The following is an 18,753-nucleotide window of genomic DNA, read 5'->3' as shown; positions in this document are numbered from 1 at the left end:
TAGATACGAGAGCGAATCTATCCCGGAGTTCGACATGGCGGAAATTCACCACACGGAAGTTCTTATCATCGGCTCCGGCCCTGCCGGGGATACAGCAGCGATATACGCGGCGCGTGCGTCCCTTGACCCGATTCTTGTCCATGGATTACAGCCGGGTGGCCAGCTGACGATCACCACAGATGTGGAAAACTATCCGGGATTTGCGGACGCCATACAGGGTCCGTGGCTGATGGAGCAGATGGAGGCACAGGCCCGCAACGTCGGCACGCGTATTTTCAACGACTACATTGTCGATCTGGATGTCAACCGACGCCCATTTGTTGCGACCGCGGATTCAGGCAACAAATATGTTGCCCAGTCTGTTGTTATAGCGACCGGTGCCGCTGCGAAATGGCTTGGCCTGCCGACTGAGCAAAAATACATGGGCTTTGGCGTTTCCGCCTGTGCAACCTGCGACGGCTTTTTCTATCGTGGCAAGGAAGTCTTGGTCATCGGCGGTGGCAACACTGCTGTGGAGGAAGCCATCTACCTTACCAATCACGCCGATAAAGTGACCCTGGTTCATCGTAGAGACGAACTACGCGCGGAAAAAATTCTGATTGAACGGCTGAAGAAGAACCCAAAGATCGAGATTATCTGGGACCATGTCCTCGAAGAGATTCTCGGCGAAGCAGATCCCTTTGGCGTAACCGGTGCACGGCTTCGCAATGTCAAAACGGGCGCGACACAGGATCTTTCCGTTCATGGCGTCTTTATCGCCATCGGCCATTCACCGAACACGGAGCTGTTTAAAGGCAAGCTCGACATGGATGACGAAGGTTATCTGATTACCGCGCCCGATTCCACCGCGACAAATATTCCGGGTATATTCGCCTGTGGCGACGTCCAGGATAAAATTTACCGTCAAGCCGTTACCGCCGCAGGTACCGGCTGCATGGCGGCACTGGAAGCGGAGAAATTTATTGCGGAGAATGAAAGTGCCTCGGCGGAAGCCGCCGAATAGGGAGATCGCAAGGCCATCTGACGGATAGACCGTGATGCGGCTGCGAGCAGCAATATGGATTGGGACAAATTACGCATATTCCATGCGGTCGCTGAAGCCGGCAGCTTTACACGCGCCGGCGATACGCTGCATCTTAGCCAATCCGCCGTCAGCCGCCAGGTCAGCGCTCTGGAGGAAAGCCTCAAGGTCGCCCTCTTCCATCGCCATGCCCGGGGCCTCCTCCTGACTGAGCAGGGCGAACTGCTTTTTCAGACGGCTCATGAGGTCTTTGCAAAACTGGCGATGACGGAAGCCCAGTTGATGGATGCACACGAAAAGCCTTCGGGGGAATTGAGAGTAACCGCAACGGTCGGTCTCGGAGCCAACTGGCTGACGCCGCGCGTTCGGGAGTTCATTGAGCTATATCCGGAAATTACTGTAAATCTGATCCTTGCCGATCGTGAGCTCGATCTGGGCATGCGGGAAGCCGACATTGCCATTCGGCTGCGAGCACCCGTCCAGCCGGATCTCATCCAGCGTAAATTGATGACCGTCAACCATCATGTCTATGCCTCTCCGGACTACCTGAAGAAGCATGGCACACCCACGAGTGTGGAAGATGTTCTTGATAGCAACCTGATTACTTACGGTGATGAAGCGCCTTCCAATATCTCCAATGTGAACTGGTTACTGAAGGAACTGAACAAGGCCGGCCGGACGAAGGAGCCGGTTTTCAAGGTCAACAATGTCTATGGGTTGCTGCTTGCCGTGCAAAGCGGCCTAGGCATCGCCAGCCTGCCCGACTATATCGTCCACGGCCATAGCAACGTCATACGTATCCTGCCTGAACTTGGGGGTCCGACATTTGATTCCTATTACGTTTATCCGGAAGAATTGCGCAAATCCAAGAGAGTGACCATTTTTCGTGATTTTCTTATTCAGAAAGTCAATGAGTACTCTTTTTAGCGGATCACTGGCATAGCTATGCAGGTCGCGCATAGTAGCATTGACGAGATTGATCTTTTCTAACACCGCTTAATTTTATAGAAAGACCGCAGACGATGTTGCATTGCAATAATCGTTTTCATGAAGGTGTTGAACCTGAGTGATGTTGCAAGATCTCCTCCCTGATTTTTGCAATACTTATGTCTTCTTGACATATTACCTCCCTGTTAGACTTGCCGGCCATTAATTTGGCCGGCATTTTTTTTAATAAAATTATCGCTATAAGCGCTGTGAGAGGATTCAGCACCTCCAACAGGAATTTTTTGAGCTATGCACTTTTTGCATGGGTGCGCTGCAATATTATAGGTGGAAATCAGGGGCAGTAATGGCTATCTATACTACATGATGTTGCGATGCAGCATTAACTTTATATCAGCTCCCTGCTGATATTGATTACATGTATTCCTCCCAATCACATGTAATCTGTGTTGCCGAAAGGCAATACCTCCCTGTTAGACTAAGCCGGCCTCTTCATTGAGGCCGGTCTTTTTTTTGCAACAGATTTGAAAAACTTTCCCAATATGTAGTTTTACGTATTCACATCGGGGGGAAAATCCCAATATAAAAAAAAGATGATATTGAAATATATATCATCTGGGTGCTGGCATTTGCCGGCAAGGGGCGAGAGGTTTCCTCCCTATCCTGCTTGTCCCTTTACATCTATTCGCTAGATGTACCTCCCTGTCAGACTTGCCGGCCATTCACATGGCCGGCATTTTTTTTACCCTCAACACTCAGTCATGATGACCGATACTGCCGTCCTTAAAGAGGTAGTCCCGAAGCTCCTTATCCAGGGTCTGGTCTCTTCGGCGAATCCACTCAAGGACCATCGCCGCATGTTCTTTTTCTTCATCGCGGTTATGGGCAAGAATTTTTTTCAGCTCTTCATCCTTGCACGCATCGACCCGTTGGTTATACCAGTCAACGGCCTCGAGTTCTTCCATCAAAGAGGTGATCGCTCTATGCATATCCCGTGTTTCATCAGAAAGCTCCTCGATCGGCTCGTGATACCCTTCATTGGCCATATGGCATTGCCCTCCTTGGCGTCGTTTTGAATTATTCCAATCTCATAGGTTCTCCATTGATAGCAGAACCGACGGCTCTCGCAAACCGCCGCGACCGGAAATTTCTTTCTCGCCCAAAATGGAAAGCTTGATCACATAAAGAGGCGTTCGCCCTTCATGTCCTTATACATATCGGAGACATACTCACCGTAGCCATTGTAAAGGAGGGTCGGAATCTTTTCGCCGGTGCCAATATCCCGCTCCTCTGCCTGTGACCATCGGGGATGAGGCACCTCCGGGTTAATATTCGCCCAGAACCCATATTCATTGCTGATCAGTGTTTCCCAAAATGTCTCGGGACGTTTGTCGGTAAAGGAGAAACGGACAATTGATTTCACTTGTTTAAAGCCGTATTTCCACGGTGCCGCCAAACGTAAGGGCGAGCCGTTCTGCTTCGGCAGGGGTTTTCCGTACAGTCCGGTCACCAGGAAAGTGAGGTCATTCGTCGCCTCCTCAATTGTCAATCCATCGGTATAGGGCCAGGGATACCAGAACTGCCGCTGACCGGGGGCAACGGATTTATCCTGGAAGGTTTGCATGACAACATATTTTGCGCCAGACGTAGGCGCCGCCAGCTTGACGAGCTCTTTCATTGGAAACCCGCTCCAGGGCACCACCATCGACCACCCCTCCACGCAGCGGTGCCGATAGATCCGCTCTTCCAGAGGCATCTTTGCAAGAAGATCGTCGATGTCTATCTCCATCTCTTTTTCGACCATGCCGTCAATTTTCACGGTCCAGGGACGAATCTCGAGCGCTTGAGCAGCTACATATATCTCCTTGTGTGACCCGAATTCATAAAAGTTGTTATAGGTCGTCGCAATTTTCTCGGGAGTCAGCGCCCGGGAAACTTTGTAAAGGTCATTGCGCGGGACAGGGTAAAGACTTGCGCTCGGGTCAGCGGCGCCTGCGGCAAATGCTTCACGAAAGGCGGCGTTCGAACCAATAGAGGCAATCAAGCCGGCGCCGGCCATCCCCTTCAGAACAGTTCGCCGGTTCAAATAAACATTTTCCGGCGTTGCCTTTGATTCAGGGAGTTCCCAGTTTTTTGGAATTTTAATCAACACGCGCCCGATTCCTTCCGTAATTTAGATTACAGGAAATAATCGGGCGTCGCAGCTTCAAGTACAAGTCAACAGTCTGTGAGTTTCCTCGACGCTATTTTTCAACCCCGGTTTTGGAGCACTTTCTCCGCATTATGGCCGGTCAACTCCTGAAGATGATCAAACTCGCTGCGATAGGTTCCCACCCCGAGTGTAGCGGACCGCAAATCAACGATCAGATCATGCACCTCAGATTCCGGGATCATCGCTACAAGGATGTCCCATCCGTCCCATCCGTCGCGTGCGTCAAATCCGAGGATCTGGCCGCGGCGACCGCTGACGATGCTGTTGACCTTCGATGTATATTCCGACGGCATGGAGAGCTCCACCTTGTAAATTGGCTCAAGCAGGACCGGGTCGCATTTGGGCATCCCTTCGCTCATGGCAATCCGTGCGGCCGAGCGGAAGGAATTTTCGGAACTATCGACCGAGTGAAACTGTCCATCGAACAAAGTCACCGCCACATCGACCACAGGAAACCCGAGCGGGCCTTCGGCTAGGTACTCTTTCACTCCATGCTCGACAGCCGGAATATACTGGCGCGGGACCGATCCTCCGACAATTTTCTCCTCGAAGTTAAACCCTGACCCTCGGGGCAACGGCTTGATCTCGATATGGACGTCACCAAACTGTCCATGACCACCACTTTGCTTCTTGTAGCGGGCATGTTGTTTTGCCGCCTTCCGGATCGCCTCCTTATAGGCCACTTTCGGGCGGCGCGCCTTGACATCAAGACCGTATTTGTTGCGCATCCTGTCAAGGGCGACGTTGAGATGGATTTCTCCCTGTCCCAGAAGCAGCAATTCCTGTGTCTCCTGCTTATGCTCCAGTTTCAGCGACGGGTCCTCCTCGAGAATTTTACTAAGGACGCTCGAAAGCTTAACCTCGTCATCGCGATTTTCCGGCACCAGTGCTATGCTGTACACCGGTTCAAGAACCGCATCCGGCAGCAAACTGATCGTTTTATCCGCCAGAAGGATGTCACCGGTTTGCGCGGCTTCCAAACGCCCGAAAGCCACGATCTCCCCGGCTCCTGCGCTCTCCAACTTGTCATACTTTCCACCCTGCAACCGGAACAGACCCCCTATTCGTCCCACAGCAAAGCTGTCTCCATCATTAATTTTGCCCGACCAGATTCGGGCGAGAGAAAGCTTGCCGCCTTGCGCGGACATATAGGTTTTAATAATCTGTGCGACCGCTGCATCTGACTCGTCACCATATCCAGCACGGGCCGCGGCGACAGAGGCCTCTGGCACTTCATGCCGCAAGGCTTTCAAGAGGCGGCGAACGCCATTTTCATTTTCCGCAGAGCCAAGGAAAACCGGAGTCACCAACCCTTCGCGGAGATCATTCTGCAATAGCGAATATATTTCCTCTCGCTCCGGCTCGATATCCTCGAGCAGCTCTTCCATCAGGTGATCATCAAAATCGGCCAGCTTTTCGAGCATCTCAAACCGCGAATTTCCCTCTTCTTCCGCCATTTCGGGCGGCAGGTCAATAATGCGGGATGCCTCCCCCTCTTTGTATACATACGCCCGTTCGGAGGCGAGATCGACATAGCCGGTGATTATATTTTCCCTGAAAATGGGCACCTGTCGCAGGACGAGCGCGCGGTCGGACACGGCCTGGAGGGAGTTAAACAGATCTTGGACAGAGCCATAGGCCTTATCCATTTTATTCACGAAGATAAAGGTTGGCAGCCCTCTTTCCTGCAGGCTTTTCAACAGTGGCGACAGCGTTAAAGCGCGTTCGCTCTCCGGTTCACATACGACGACTGCGGCATCCACCCCGAGGAGTGCATTCTCCGTTTCCTGGAAAAACTCGATTGATCCGGGGCAATCCAATATCGTGAATTCATCGCCCAGATACTGGGCATGAGCGGCATTAACCTCGACGCCCATTTGTCGTTCCCGAGCCTCCTTGGAACTGTCTCCACAAGATGTACCTGCCGTCACGCTTCCTTTTCTGTCCGTTTCATTGCAGATATGCAGAATGGCTTCCAGAAGAGTTGTTTTCCCGCTCGAATAGGGGCCTACCAGCGCGACGCTGCGAGGCCCCTTTGGCTTGTCTACGACCATGACGTGCCTCCTTTCTTTGTTAGATAAATCTAATGTTCTTCCTCCGCCCTGAATGGCGCAAGGAAAAATTTTGCAAAGACGCGGGAGTGCGCAGAATTGCGGGCCCGGCCATTAATTTTTTTCTTCTTTCTCGAGGCCATAAAAAAAGGCGGCCGAATCATCGGCCGCCTTTTCGAAGATATTTACTGCAGACTAACTCAGGCTGGCGCAGAACCGCTGAATTCGTTCACAGGCTTCCGTCAATGCCTCGGTCGAGGTGGCGTAGGAAACACGGAAATGCGGCGACAGGCCGAATGCCTCACCATGCACCACTGCCACGCCCTCTGTTTCAAGCAGCGCCGAGACGAAATCGAAGTCGTTCTCTATCACCTTGCCCTCAGGTGTTTTCTTGCCGATACAACCAGTACAGGACGGATAAACATAAAAAGCACCCTCGGGCATCGGACAACTTAAACCAGTCGCCTGGTTGAGCATGCCAACGACAAGATCACGCCGTTCTTCAAAGACCTTCGCCCGCTCCGCAATAAAATCCTGCGGTCCATTTAGAGCCTCAACAGCCGCGTACTGACTGATTGAACAAGGATTGGATGTGCTTTGCGACTGGACCTTTGCCATTGCCTTGATCAACTCAACCGGTCCCGCGCCATACCCAATGCGCCATCCTGTCATTGCGTAGGATTTGGAAACCCCGTTCATGGTCAGGGTCCGCTGATAAAGCGCCGGTTCCACTTCCGCCGGGGTGACAAATTTGAAGTCGTCATAGACCAGATGTTCATACATGTCATCCGTCAGGATCCAGACTTGCGGATGACGCAGCAGGACATCGGTCAGCGCTTTCAGTTCATCATGGCTGTACCCTGCGCCAGAAGGGTTGGAAGGCGAATTGAAAATCAGCCATTTCGTCTTCGGCGTAATCGCCGCTTCCAGATCCGCAGGTTGCATCTTGAAACCGTTTGCGGCCGTGGTCGGCACAAAAACCGGCTCACCCCCGCCCAACAGAACCATATCCGGGTAGGATACCCAGTAGGGTGCCGGGATCAGGACTTCATCGCCTGGGTTCAGTGTTGCGATCAGCGCGTTATAGATGATCTGCTTGCCGCCGGTCCCCACTGTCACCTGCGAAGGTTCATAATCGAGGCCATTGTCACGCTTGAATTTCTCGCAGATCGCCTTTTTCAGCTCCGGAATGCCATCCACAGCCGTATATTTCGTCTTGCCCTCATTAATTGCTCGAATTGCCGCTTCCTTGATATTGTCGGGCGTATCAAAATCCGGCTCTCCCGCACCAAGACCAATCACATCACGGCCGGCTGCCTTGAGCTCGGCGGCTTTGGTGGTCACAGCAATAGTAACTGAGGGTTTAATGCGTCCCAGACTTTCCGCAATAATAGACATAACTTCCCATCTCTCTCGGCTAGGGTAAATTCAAGGCGCAACCTCGCGCCCACAACCAATTGGTCTATAGCGCTTATTCCGCCCCGAGACCACCCGTTTTTCAACAGGAGAAGCTAATTATTCGCTAAACCCGAAAGCGAAACCTGTTCCCTATGTTTTTGTTGTCTTCAGTGATATGGGCATGAATTGGCGATTATGAAATGAACGCAGTGAGGATGATGGGTTCCGGGTCAAACCGACGATGTGGTCGTCATAATCGCACATCACCCTGAAGGGGCGCCGGGCTACAGAAAATTATCAGTGAATCAAGTTGAGAATCTCTCAGTTCGTCATTTCCGTACGGGATTCAAAGCGCCCCGAACTAACCGACGCCTCCTCCAGTATCCAGTTTCGGAAGGCGACAATGCGCGGCCGGTCCGCAACCTCTTCCGGGCATACAATGTAATAGGCGTGGTGGGCTTTCATCGGCTGAACGTCAAAGGGCTGGACCAGACGACCGGCAAGAAGATCATCCGCGGCGAGCGTACTCCGGCCAAGCGCCACCCCTTGCCCCTCCATTGCCGCCGTTAGCAGCATGGAGCTGTCGTTGAAACTGGGCCCGCGTTTGGGATCAACATCCGTCACCCCCGCCATGGCGAGCCAGGCCTGCCAGTCAATCCGCATATCATCATGCAGCAGAGTATGATGTTTCAGGTCGTCCGGCGTACGTAAAGGGTGCGTCCCCTCAAGAAGACTCGGACTGCAAACCGGGAACATCACCTCCTCAGTCAGGATCTTGTCCACCCGAAGACCGGGATAATTCCCATGGCCATACCGGATGACAACATCCACGTCCTCACGGTTGAAATCCGTAAGATGGTCAGACGCGGAGAGCCGGACGTCGATATCGGGGTGGGCGTCGCGAAACCGGCTGAGGCGCGGCAGGAGCCACCGCGCCGCAAATGACGGCAGCGTATCCACATGTAACGCTCCGGAGGCATCCTGGCGCATGATCTTCTCGGCAGCCGCCCCAATTATCTCAAGTCCGTTTCGGACGCTGACGACAAAGTTCTGTCCTTCATTCGTCAGGATAACCGCCCTGTTTAATCGCTTGAATAAAGTTACACCGAGCCATTCCTCCAGCGCCTTGACCTGATGGCTTACGGCGGCAGGAGTCACGAACAGCTCTTCCGCTGCTTTGGAAAAGCTTAGATGCCGGGCCGCGGCCTCAAAGCTGCGCAATGCCTTTAGGGGAGGAAGGCGCATGATGATATCCCGTTTCAGATTAGAAAAACTAACTCATACTATTAGAATTTGTCGTTTGTAATCAAGTCCGAAAATTGACAAATATACTCCATCAGAACAGCCGGAGAAGCCCGCAAGTTGGTATCTCCACATAAGTGAAGGAGTAGAGAGATGGCAACAAAAACATATGTAAACGGCGGAAAGCTGCACTTAGCCCCCGTTAAAGAACATGTTGGCGCTAGCGGGATCATGGGTACCCTTATCGCAACGATCTTTAAATGGCAGGAACGGGAAAGCATGCGGCACCAGCTTGCCGATCTGGACAAAGTATTTTTGACCGACATGGGACTTTCCGATTTAGACGTAAAAACGGAAACCACAAAGTCTTTCTGGCAGTCATAACCCTGACAAGCCGCCGCCCGGAATTGTCCCCTTCCCCCTGTCCAAGGACGTCCGGGTGGCACCCCTCAGGCCCCCGATATCGGCTGCGGCCTCATTCCTCAAAATTTCATAAGCTGACTCAGATATAGATGGAAATTTCAGGGCAAGCACCCTATAACCAATCTATGCAGATTGAGAACAAAAATGAAACATCCGGATTGGAAGACGCCTCGGCGCCCTTCATTCCGCACCGTCCTCTCCGGCCCGAGAAATCTGAAGGTGGCATCGCCTTCGAGGTTGTCTCGGAATATGAACCGGCCGGTGATCAACCCGAGGCTATCAAAAGCCTTGTCGAGGGCATCAGGCAGCATGAAAAAGATCAGGTTCTTCTCGGCGTAACTGGCTCCGGTAAAACCTTCACGATGGCCAAGGTCATTGAGAAAGTGCAGCGTCCTACCCTCATTCTCGCTCATAACAAGACGCTGGCCGCGCAGCTCTATGGTGAGATGAAGGCATTCTTTCCGAACAACGCTGTCGAGTATTTCGTCTCCTACTATGACTATTATCAGCCAGAAGCCTATGTCGCGCGGACAGATACCTATATTGAAAAAGACGCCTCGGTGAATGAGCAGATTGACCGCCTTCGCCACTCCGCCACGCGCGCCCTCCTGGAGCGCGATGACGTTATCATTGTTGCGTCTGTCTCCTGCATTTATGGTATCGGCTCCGTCGAGACCTATAGCGAGATGACGCTCGATCTGAAAGTCGGCAAGGAATTCGATCGTCAAAACCTGCTACGGCAGCTGGTGGAAATTCAATACCGGCGCAACGATGCGAGCTTCACCCGCGGCACCTTCCGAGTGCGCGGCGACACCATTGAAATTTTCCCGGCCCATTTGGAGGATCGCGCCTGGCGCCTGTCCCTTTTCGGCGATGAACTGGAAAGCATCACCGAGTTTGACCCCCTGACGGGTGAGAAAGCGGGCAGCCTGTCGGAAGTACGCGTCTATGCAAACAGCCATTATGTGACTCCAAAACCGACCTTAAAGCAGGCGCAGGCACAGATTAAGCGGGAATTGAAGTCACGTTTGGTCGAGTTCGAGGCGCAGAACAAGCTCCTTGAGGCGCAACGCCTCGAACAACGCACGATGTTCGATCTGGAAATGATGGAAGCCACAGGCGCCTGCGCGGGTATCGAGAACTACTCCCGTTATCTCTCCGGCCGTGGACCGGGGCAGCCTCCGCCGACCCTGTTTGAATATTTGCCGGACAACGCGATGCTGATGGTAGATGAAAGCCATGTCACCGTCAGCCAGATCGGCGCCATGTACAAAGGCGACTTTCGGCGCAAATCGACCCTTTCGGATTATGGCTTCCGCCTGCCGTCCTGCATGGATAACCGGCCCCTCAAGTTCGAGGAATGGGAGGCCATGCGACCGCAGACTGTTTTTGTTTCCGCCACTCCCGGCCCCTGGGAGTTGGAACGAACAGGCGGCGCCTTCGTCGAGCAGGTCATCCGCCCCACAGGATTGACGGACCCGGACTGCATCATCCGCCCTGTCGATCAACAGGTGGACGACCTGATGCGCGAATGTAAACTCTGCGCCGCAAAAGGGGAGCGCGTACTGGTCACGACACTGACCAAGAAAATGGCGGAGGACCTGACCGAGTATTTCCATGAGAATGGGATCAAGGTCCGGTATCTCCATTCGGATATCGATACGCTGGAACGCATAGAGATTATCCGCGACCTCCGACTTGGCACCTTTGACGTACTGGTCGGGATCAACCTTCTTCGTGAAGGTCTGGACATCCCCGAATGCGCGCTCGTCGCCATTCTTGATGCGGACAAGGAAGGGTTCCTGCGATCCGCCACCTCATTGATCCAGACAATTGGCCGTGCAGCACGAAATGTGGATGGTCGCGTCATTCTCTATGCGGACAAGATAACGAAAAGTATGCAGTTCGCGCTCGATGAGACCAAACGACGCAAAGACAAGCAGGAAGCCTTTAACGCGGAGCATGGGATCACCCCGATGTCGATCCGGAAGAATATCGGCGATGTCATGCAGAGCGTCTATGAACAGGATCATTATAATGTTGACCTGGGTCTCGACGACGCGAGCCATATGATCGGCCATAACCTTGAAGCGCATATTGAATCGCTTGAGAAGACAATGCGCACCGCTGCCGAGAACCTGGAGTTTGAAGAGGCCGCCCGCATTCGCGACGAGATCAAGAAGCTGCAGGACCGCGAGCTCGGCATCGGTGGCCCGAACAGTGGTCGACCTCAAGGACGATCAAGCAAAGGACGGGCCGGCAACGGCCATGTCCTTGGAGGCCGGTCCCGTTAGAGGCTAGTTCTCGAACACGAGAAAGCCGTGTTGACGAAGAATTTCCTGTCCCTCTCGGGATTGAACAAATTTATAAAAAAGATCGGTTGAATGGCCGTCATTTCCTTTGATTTTTGCCATGGCATATGAGATTGGCGGATGGGAATCGGCCGGAAAAACAGCGGCGAGCTGAGTATTTTTGGCGAGCCGCAAATCCGTTTCGTAAATAATGGCGAACGGTGCCTCTCCCCGATCAACCAAGGCCAGAACCGCCCGGACATTGGGCAGCAGAACAAGATTTTCCTTTACCTTATCCCATAACCCAAGGGTCTCCAGCGCCGCCTTCGCATACGTGCCTGCCGGGACATGCGCCGGATTACCGATTGCCAGCCGCCCCGCCCCAAGGAGAATTGGGAGGTTCTCGATATTGAAGGGGTCTGGGATTTTGGCATCCTTGGACGCCACTAGCGTCAGATTATTGGACGCGATTGTCACCAAGCTTCCCTGTTCGAGCAATGCCGATTTATCCAGATAGGCCATCCATGACACATTCGCGGAAATGAAGACATCGGCAGGCGCCCCCTCGTTAATCTGCCGCGCGAGTGTTCCACTCCCCGCGAAAGAGGCAATCACCGGAAATCCGGTCCGCTTTTCAAATGCAGACCCGAGCGCGGACACGGCATCTGAAGTACTGGCCGCGGCAAAAACAACAACATCGTCTTCCGCCGCATGGACGACCGGTACAGAAACAAAAGCCGGCACTAGCGCCAGCAATACTCGCAGGAAAAATTTCCGGGAAAATCCGTATACCATCAATAACCTGTCCCCTATTTCGGCTATTTCGTGAAAATTCTGAACGTTGTGATAGTCTAGGGGTAATCCGCAATGCTGGCAATCGACGAGGCTTATAATGACAATGCTTTCAAGGCTTTTCCTGGGCCTTATTTTTCTGGTTCTATCGCAGGGGCTGTCATTGCAAGGCCTTGCCAAACCTCTTCCGCCGGAAAATTGCACCGACCGCCCTTTCGATGAAGGGCGACTCTGGAAAGTCTCCCGGGAAGGTGTCCCGCCAAGCTATATTTTTGGCACCATGCATTCTCGGGACCCCCGAATTCTTTATCTGCCCGGCGCCGTCATGCAGGTTTTTATTGCCTCCAGCACGGCGATTTTCGAAACCTCCCTCAAAGATGACGAGCTTGCCCGCAATCAACAACAGCTTCTGCTTAAGCCGGGGGAAAGCCTGAAGGAACTCATCGGCACCAGTCGTTTCAACCGGCTTGCAGGGCTGGTCGCGCCCTACGGCGTGGCGCCTGCGACACTTGACAGGCTCAAGGTCTGGGCAGCCGCGACGATTATCAGCCAGCCCGTCCCCAACGCAGGAGAATCCGGGCGCTCCCTGACCCTGCTCGATAAGGAACTTGAGAAGTCAGCGCGAATAGCGGGTAAGCGCGTGATTGCCCTGGAAAGCAATAAGGAGCAGCTGGATATCTTCGATTCGATGCCCGCAAACGTTCAACTTGAATATCTGGATCAGGCGATGACGGAGCATTCGGAGATTGATGAAGAACTCGAAAAAATGACGAGCTATTATCTGGCGGGCAATACCGGATGGATTGCCTGTGATCTAGAGGAAACCCTTACCGGCATGAGTGCCGCCCTTAACAAGATCATGACAACGGATCTAATTTACATCAGAAACCGCCATATGGTGGAACGGATGCTGCCTGAATTGGCGCAGGGGAATGTATTTGTCGGGATTGGCGCCCTCCATCTTCCGGGAGAAGAGGGAGTTCTCTCCCTGCTCACGCAAAAAGGATACGCCATCGAGCGGAAATATTGACGGCGAATACCCGAATTATCCGCGACATAGCGGTCATACCCCGGAACAAACCGGTATTCCATCCGGAAAAGACACGAATTTAGTGCCATTAGCTCTTTTACTGATACCCCGCCATGTCTATATAACAACCTGATGTCTTCAAGGAACAGTGGTGACGGGATGAGTGTAACGGGAAATTGGTCCCGGGGTGTTAACCCTTTATGATGTACCTACAAGTAGCTGCTGGTCTGGTAATCCTTCTGGTTTGCGGTGAACTTCTTGTCCGGGGCTCGGTTGCCCTGGCCGAACAGATGGGCGTGTCCAAGCTGGTTATCGGTTTTACGGTAATTGCATTCGGCACATCTGCGCCGGAATTGGTCGTATGTATTCAGGCCGCTATCGATGGTGTACCCGGAATTGCCTTCGGCAACGTGATTGGCAGTAACATAGCCAATATCCTGCTGGTCTTAGGCGTTCCTGCCCTGATCTACCCGCTGATCTGCGACACGCGCTCGGCATTGCGCGACAGCCTTATTATGGTGTCTGCCTCCATCCTCTTTATGGTTCTGGCCTGGAACGGTACTATCCAGCTATGGCAGGGCGCATTACTCGTAGGCGTCCTCGCGGCCGTTGTCCTGAGATCGTATTTCCGCGCACGCAAAGAGGGGGACGAAGGCGCCGAAGAGGCGTTGGAAGAATACGAACAGAATATGCCGAAAAATATTTATGTCAGCATCCTGTTTGTTCTGATGGGACTTTTCGGCCTGATACTTGGATCCCACTTGCTTGTGCAGGGAGCAGAAATGATCGCACGGATTGCCGGCGTTTCCGACGAAATCATCGGGCTTACGCTGGTTGCCCTCGGCACCTCCCTCCCAGAGCTCGCCACATCGATCATTGCGGCGTTTCGCCGTCATGGGGATGTTGCCATCGGTAATGTTCTTGGTTCGAACCTGTTTAACATCACCGGAATCATCGGTGTGACCGCGATGGTTGAGCCGATGCAGGCACCCGCGCAGGTCTTGCATTTTGACCTCTGGATCATGCTGTTCGTTTCCCTCCTCATGATCCCGATTTTCATATCCAAAAAACCCATCGGCCGGGTTATGGGCGGGGCGTTTTGCTTTGCCTATGTCGCCTATATCACGGCGCAGTTTTATGGTATGTCTGGCGTCTATGCCGCACCGGTGCACTAAGAAAATAAAATCGGAACATCGCGTGAATGCCAAATAACGTCTTAATTACGGGAGCGAGCCGACGTATCGGCCGCGCCATCGCCAAAGCCTTTGCCGATGACGGCTGGGGCATTGCCCTGCATTACCACCAATCAGCAACGGAAGCTGAAACCTTAAAGGAAGAGATTTCTGCAGCTGGAGCGAGCGTCGTCCTGGTCAAAGCTGACCTTGCGGACGCAACCGATGTTGCCAAAATCATTCCTTCAGCGGTCAAGGCCCTTGGGCCGTTACATTGCCTGGTAAACAATGCTGCTGTGTTTGAGAAAGACACGATTGCGGATGCAACCGCTGAAAGCTTCCATACGCATCTCAACACGAACTTACTCGCGCCGATGCTGCTCACCCAGAGCTTTGCCCAGCAACTTCCCCAGAATGTGCAGGGCAATATCGTCAATATCGCCGACCAGCGGGTTTTTAACCTGCGCCCGGAGTTCATGTCCTACACATTAAGCAAGACCGGTCTCTGGACCTTGACGCAAACAACTGCAATGGCGCTCGCGCCTCATATCCGGGTCAATGCCATTGGTCCCGGCCCTACGCTGGCAAATACGAGACAGACCGCGGCGCAATTCAAACAGCAGCAAGAATCCGTTCCCCTAGGCTATGGTCCGACTCCTGAGGAAATTGCCCTCGCAGTCAAATTTATCATGGCGGCGAAATCGATGACAGGAGAGTTTGTTTCACTTGATGGCGGCCAGCATTTACCAATATATCAAAGCGAGGCGAAAGAAGGCGTGTATGAATAAACCAACCACAGCCAATGTTCTGCACCCCGGGGAAATGACCCGGCCGACCACAACGCATAAGGTTTTTATCAGCGACCTTATGGTGGACATGCTGATTGGTGTTTACACACATGAAAAATCCACACCGCAACCCGTCCGCTTTAATATCGAGATGACCGTTACGGACTCCGCGACCCCGCTCGCAGACAATTACAAGAATGTGGTTTGCTACGAAACAATCTCGAATCATATCACCAGCATGGCGAAAAATGAGCATGTAAACCTTGTTGAGACGCTCGCCGAGAAAGTTGCCGCAATTTGCCTCGACAATGAAAGGGTAAAGCTGGTTCAGGTGAAAGTTGAAAAACTCAACGCCATAAAAAACACCTCCAGCGTTGGCGTTGAAATTATCCGAGGAAAACCCTAAGTCCGGCGAAGAAAACATAAAAATCGTAAAATTTGACGAAATCTCAGCAATAGTTGTGCACATTCCAACGCAAACCCGCCAGTTCCCCTAGGATACCCGAAAATAATTACGATTTTCCTGGAACCTCTGGCTTGACTTTTAAAAATACTATATAATTCATGTAGTTACAAATTTGCCTAAAAATTAGGCAGTGTCGTTAAAGTCTAGGTTTACCATGCCCTGCAGCGGTAAGTCAGAGGCTTATTCACAAAGTTTTCCACAGGAATCGTGGATAGTGTAAAAAAACTGTAACATCTAATATTAGAGGGGATTTTTTTGATCTCTAATGTCTCTTACGAATAAGGGGGTTAGAGTATTTTACTGAAAATCGTTTTAAGTCCATCCACTAAACTATCACTGCTTTTTGCGAACCAATAAGTATTAATGATGCACCAAAGCCCAGAATCGACCGACAACAATAGCGAATCACCGTTCCGCCGCGGTGCAACAGTGATCGAGCGATTTCTAAAAAACCTGCCGACGTCTCCGGGGGTCTACCGGATGATTGATTCCGCGGGTCAGGTTCTTTATGTCGGCAAGGCCAAGAACCTGAAAAACCGTGTCAGCTCTTATGTGAAGATGACCGGCCAGTCGACACGCATTATGCGCATGGTCTCGCTTACCCGCTCCATGGAATTTGTCTCAACACATACAGAGGTCGAGGCGCTGCTTCTTGAAGCCAACCTGATCAAGAACCTGAAGCCGCGCTATAATATTATCCTGCGGGATGACAAATCATTTCCCTATATCCTGATCACCGGCGATCACGAGTGGCCGCAAATCACCAAGCATCGCGGCGCGCGGTCGCGCAAGGGCGAATACTACGGACCCTTTGCATCCGCTGGCGCCGTAAATGAAACCTTGGCGACGTTTCAGCGGCTGTTCCCGCTTCGCTCCTGTTCGGACTCGGAATTCCAGAACCGCACCCGCCCGTGCCTGCAATATCAGATCAAGCGCTGCTCCGGACCCTGTGTCGGACTTATCAGCCCCGAGGATTATCTCGATGTTGTGGACGAAGCGAGAAGCTTCCTGTCGGGCAAGAGCCATATGTTGCAGGAAAAACTGGCAGGACGGATGCAGACCGCGAGCGACAAGCTTGATTTCGAACAAGCTGCTGTCCTCCGCGACCGGTTGAAAGCAATGGCCCATATCCAGTCGAAGCAGACGATTAACCTGCCGGGTGTCGACGAGGTCGATGTCATCGCTGCCTATCAGGAGGGCGGGCAGACCTGCGTCCAGGTATTTTTTCTCCGGTCAGGGCAAAATTTCGGCAATCGCGCCCACTACCCGACCCACAACAAGGACGACGATCCATCCGATGTCCTGAGCGCTTTCATCGGCCAATTCTACGATGGGCGCAGCGCGCCCCGGCGTATCTGGACAAGCCATTCGCTGCCGGACGCCGACCTTATCGGGGAGGCTTTGTCAATCGCCTCTGAGCGCGTCGTCAAAATAGAAACGCCCAAGCGGGGTGCGAAGCGGGAAATGGTCGAGCATGCGCTTCTGAATGCAAAGGGAGCACTGTCACGACGGATGGCGGAAAATGCGACCCAGCGAAAACATCTGGAGGGCGTTGCGGCGGCCTTTGGGCTTGCGGAACCGCCCTCACGGATCGAGGTCTATGACAACAGCCATATTTCAGGCACGAACTCTGTTGGCGCGATGGTGGTCGCCGGACCGGAAGGGTTCGAGAAGAAGGCCTACCGCAAGTTCAATATCAAGAACACGGCCCTCGCGCCCGGGGACGACTACGGCATGATGCGGGAAGTCCTGACGCGACGGTTCTCCCGCCTTCAAAAGGAGGACCCGGACAAGGCTGGCCCCTCCGTTTCCGGATCGCGCGAACAATGGCCGGACCTGATCCTCATCGATGGTGGTCAGGGGCAGCTTAGCGTCGTGCAGGAGGTATTTGATGAACTTGGCGTTACTGATGTCGCCCTGGTCGGAATCGCCAAGGGTCCTGACCGGAACGCCGGACGGGAGCGGTTCTTTATGACCGGGAAACCTCCCTTCTCCCTGCCCGAAAAGGACCCTACGCTCTATTTCCTGCAAAGGCTCCGTGACGAGGTGCATCATTTCGCGATATCGACGCACCGGGCGAAACGATCGCGCGCAATTGGTCGTTCTCCGCTGGATGAAATTCCCGGGATCGGCGCCAAACGCAAGAAGGCCCTTCTCAACCGGTTTGGCTCCGCCAAAGGGGTCGAACAGGCCGCGTTGAGCGATCTGCAGGCGGTAGAAGGCATTTCCAGGACGACCGCGGAAACCATCTATCAGTTTTTCCATGAAGAAAGCTGATTTCTGCTCTTTAATTCACCGTGCCGGGTGCCTATACTGTTTTTTTCACCAGCCGTCTGCGTCACATAACCCATGCTCTCAAGCTTACCTAACTTACTGACACTTTCTCGTATCGTTGTCATTCCTCTGCTGCTGGCGTCTCTTTACCTGCCCGGAAATTTGGGAAGCTGGGTGCCGCTTGGCCTTTTTATTGCGGCCGGGATAACGGATTTCCTCGACGGATATTTCGCGCGGCGCTATCGGCAAACATCCAATTTGGGGCGGTTTATGGACCCTGTCGCGGATAAACTGCTTGTTGCGTCAGTGTTGCTCGTTCTGGTCGGGATCGGGCGCATTGGCGAATGGGACCTAATTCCCGCGACGATTATTTTATGCCGGGAAATTCTGGTATCGGGATTGCGTGAGTATCTGGCGGAACTGCGTGTCGGCATGCCGGTCAGCAAACTTGCGAAGTGGAAAACAACTGCCCAGATTTTCGCGATCTGCTTCCTGTTGGGCGGCCCGGCAGTCGAGGGACAGTTCGACGCCATTCTCGTTGGCCAGGTTTTACTCTGGATCGCCGGATCCCTCACGGTTTGGACCGGGTACGACTATTTGCGTCTCGGCCTGAAACATATGATGGAAGAAGGTTCATAATCACGCGGA

The 18,753-nt window shown here is 53.0% G+C and carries 16 protein-coding genes; 10 read left to right on the top strand and 6 right to left on the bottom strand.

Annotated features, from left to right (window positions below; genetic code table 11):
- Nucleotides 1-34 precede the first annotated feature (34 nt).
- Both trxB and J0X12_RS05675 read left to right on the top strand, forming a co-directional pair.
- Nucleotides 35-1,003, top strand: a complete 969-nt coding sequence (gene trxB, locus J0X12_RS05680; protein WP_207043148.1) for a thioredoxin-disulfide reductase — start codon at nucleotides 35-37, stop codon at nucleotides 1,001-1,003.
- Between the two features lie 54 nt (nucleotides 1,004-1,057).
- Nucleotides 1,058-1,948 carry a LysR family transcriptional regulator gene (locus J0X12_RS05675; RefSeq protein WP_207043147.1) on the top strand — a complete coding sequence of 297 codons (891 nt, stop codon included), beginning with the start codon at nucleotides 1,058-1,060 and terminating at the stop codon, nucleotides 1,946-1,948.
- A gap of 773 nt (nucleotides 1,949-2,721) precedes the next feature.
- On the opposite strand, the gene J0X12_RS05670 is transcribed toward J0X12_RS05675, so the two are convergent.
- From J0X12_RS05670 to J0X12_RS05650, 5 genes are all read right to left on the bottom strand, one after another.
- Nucleotides 2,722-3,012 carry an encapsulin-associated ferritin-like protein gene (locus J0X12_RS05670; RefSeq protein ID WP_207043146.1) on the bottom strand — a complete coding sequence of 97 codons (291 nt, stop codon included), beginning with the start codon at nucleotides 3,010-3,012 and terminating at the stop codon, nucleotides 2,722-2,724.
- Nucleotides 3,013-3,143: 131 nt separating this feature from the next.
- A complete protein-coding gene (gene msrP / locus J0X12_RS05665; RefSeq protein WP_207043145.1) occupies nucleotides 3,144-4,118 on the bottom strand; it encodes a protein-methionine-sulfoxide reductase catalytic subunit MsrP in 975 nt (324 codons plus the stop codon).
- Between the two features lie 98 nt (nucleotides 4,119-4,216).
- Entirely contained in the window at nucleotides 4,217-6,232 is a 2,016-nt protein-coding gene (locus J0X12_RS05660; RefSeq protein ID WP_207043144.1) for an elongation factor G, read from the bottom strand.
- 192 nt (nucleotides 6,233-6,424) lie between these two features.
- Nucleotides 6,425-7,627, bottom strand: a complete 1,203-nt coding sequence (locus J0X12_RS05655) for a pyridoxal phosphate-dependent aminotransferase (RefSeq protein ID WP_207043143.1) — start codon at nucleotides 7,625-7,627, stop codon at nucleotides 6,425-6,427.
- A 321-nt stretch (nucleotides 7,628-7,948) separates the two neighbouring features.
- Entirely contained in the window at nucleotides 7,949-8,878 is a 930-nt protein-coding gene (locus J0X12_RS05650) for a transcriptional regulator GcvA (protein WP_207044715.1), read from the bottom strand.
- Nucleotides 8,879-9,022: 144 nt separating this feature from the next.
- Between J0X12_RS05650 and J0X12_RS05645 the strand changes: the two genes are divergently transcribed.
- Both J0X12_RS05645 and uvrB read left to right on the top strand, forming a co-directional pair.
- Nucleotides 9,023-9,253 carry a DUF1127 domain-containing protein gene (locus tag J0X12_RS05645; RefSeq protein ID WP_207043142.1) on the top strand — a complete coding sequence of 77 codons (231 nt, stop codon included), beginning with the start codon at nucleotides 9,023-9,025 and terminating at the stop codon, nucleotides 9,251-9,253.
- A gap of 164 nt (nucleotides 9,254-9,417) precedes the next feature.
- The gene (gene uvrB, locus J0X12_RS05640) at nucleotides 9,418-11,586 is read left to right on the top strand and encodes an excinuclease ABC subunit UvrB (protein ID WP_207043141.1); all 2,169 of its coding nucleotides are present in this window, start codon (nucleotides 9,418-9,420) and stop codon (nucleotides 11,584-11,586) included.
- 3 nt (nucleotides 11,587-11,589) lie between these two features.
- Here the strand turns inward: uvrB and modA are convergent, their stop codons facing one another.
- Entirely contained in the window at nucleotides 11,590-12,378 is a 789-nt protein-coding gene (gene modA, locus J0X12_RS05635) for a molybdate ABC transporter substrate-binding protein (protein WP_207043140.1), read from the bottom strand.
- Nucleotides 12,379-12,475: 97 nt separating this feature from the next.
- Between modA and J0X12_RS05630 the strand changes: the two genes are divergently transcribed.
- The 6 genes from J0X12_RS05630 (at nucleotide 12,476) to pgsA (ending at nucleotide 18,744) form a co-directional block, all read left to right on the top strand.
- Entirely contained in the window at nucleotides 12,476-13,405 is a 930-nt protein-coding gene (locus J0X12_RS05630; protein WP_207043138.1) for a TraB/GumN family protein, read from the top strand.
- Nucleotides 13,406-13,605: 200 nt separating this feature from the next.
- A complete protein-coding gene (locus tag J0X12_RS05625) occupies nucleotides 13,606-14,580 on the top strand; it encodes a calcium/sodium antiporter (RefSeq protein WP_207043136.1) in 975 nt (324 codons plus the stop codon).
- Nucleotides 14,581-14,606: 26 nt separating this feature from the next.
- A complete protein-coding gene (locus J0X12_RS05620; RefSeq protein WP_207043134.1) occupies nucleotides 14,607-15,365 on the top strand; it encodes an SDR family oxidoreductase in 759 nt (252 codons plus the stop codon).
- The gene (gene folB, locus J0X12_RS05615; RefSeq protein WP_207043133.1) at nucleotides 15,358-15,771 is read left to right on the top strand and encodes a dihydroneopterin aldolase; all 414 of its coding nucleotides are present in this window, start codon (nucleotides 15,358-15,360) and stop codon (nucleotides 15,769-15,771) included. Before J0X12_RS05620 ends, folB begins: the two co-directional genes overlap by 8 nt.
- Before the next feature lie 423 nt (nucleotides 15,772-16,194).
- Nucleotides 16,195-18,108: an excinuclease ABC subunit UvrC gene (gene uvrC, locus J0X12_RS05610; RefSeq protein ID WP_207043132.1), complete on the top strand. Its 1,914-nt coding sequence runs from the start codon at nucleotides 16,195-16,197 to the stop codon at nucleotides 18,106-18,108.
- Nucleotides 18,109-18,180: 72 nt separating this feature from the next.
- Nucleotides 18,181-18,744 (top strand): CDP-diacylglycerol--glycerol-3-phosphate 3-phosphatidyltransferase, encoded by a 564-nt coding sequence (gene pgsA / locus J0X12_RS05605; protein ID WP_207043131.1) that lies wholly within the window; start codon nucleotides 18,181-18,183, stop codon nucleotides 18,742-18,744.
- Nucleotides 18,745-18,753: the final 9 nt, after the last annotated feature.

The organism is Sneathiella sedimenti, from assembly GCF_017313765.1.
Lineage (GTDB): Bacteria > Pseudomonadota > Alphaproteobacteria > Sneathiellales > Sneathiellaceae > Sneathiella > Sneathiella sedimenti.
The sequence above is the reverse complement of the archived record's forward strand: the minus strand, read 5'-3'. Positions and strand labels throughout refer to the sequence as shown.

Coding starts and splice junctions, on each gene's coding strand:
- uvrC (WP_207043132.1), top strand. CDS start 16,195: ATGATGCACCAAAGCCCAGAATCGACCGACAACAATAGCGAATCACCG.
- uvrB (WP_207043141.1), top strand. CDS start 9,418: ATGCAGATTGAGAACAAAAATGAAACATCCGGATTGGAAGACGCCTCG.
- J0X12_RS05660 (WP_207043144.1), bottom strand. CDS start 6,232: ATGGTCGTAGACAAGCCAAAGGGGCCTCGCAGCGTCGCGCTGGTAGGC.
- J0X12_RS05630 (WP_207043138.1), top strand. CDS start 12,476: ATGACAATGCTTTCAAGGCTTTTCCTGGGCCTTATTTTTCTGGTTCTA.
- trxB (WP_207043148.1), top strand. CDS start 35: ATGGCGGAAATTCACCACACGGAAGTTCTTATCATCGGCTCCGGCCCT.
- J0X12_RS05620 (WP_207043134.1), top strand. CDS start 14,607: ATGCCAAATAACGTCTTAATTACGGGAGCGAGCCGACGTATCGGCCGC.
- J0X12_RS05670 (WP_207043146.1), bottom strand. CDS start 3,012: ATGGCCAATGAAGGGTATCACGAGCCGATCGAGGAGCTTTCTGATGAA.
- J0X12_RS05655 (WP_207043143.1), bottom strand. CDS start 7,627: ATGTCTATTATTGCGGAAAGTCTGGGACGCATTAAACCCTCAGTTACT.
- J0X12_RS05645 (WP_207043142.1), top strand. CDS start 9,023: ATGGCAACAAAAACATATGTAAACGGCGGAAAGCTGCACTTAGCCCCC.
- folB (WP_207043133.1), top strand. CDS start 15,358: ATGAATAAACCAACCACAGCCAATGTTCTGCACCCCGGGGAAATGACC.
- pgsA (WP_207043131.1), top strand. CDS start 18,181: ATGCTCTCAAGCTTACCTAACTTACTGACACTTTCTCGTATCGTTGTC.
- J0X12_RS05625 (WP_207043136.1), top strand. CDS start 13,606: ATGATGTACCTACAAGTAGCTGCTGGTCTGGTAATCCTTCTGGTTTGC.
- modA (WP_207043140.1), bottom strand. CDS start 12,378: ATGGTATACGGATTTTCCCGGAAATTTTTCCTGCGAGTATTGCTGGCG.
- J0X12_RS05675 (WP_207043147.1), top strand. CDS start 1,058: ATGGATTGGGACAAATTACGCATATTCCATGCGGTCGCTGAAGCCGGC.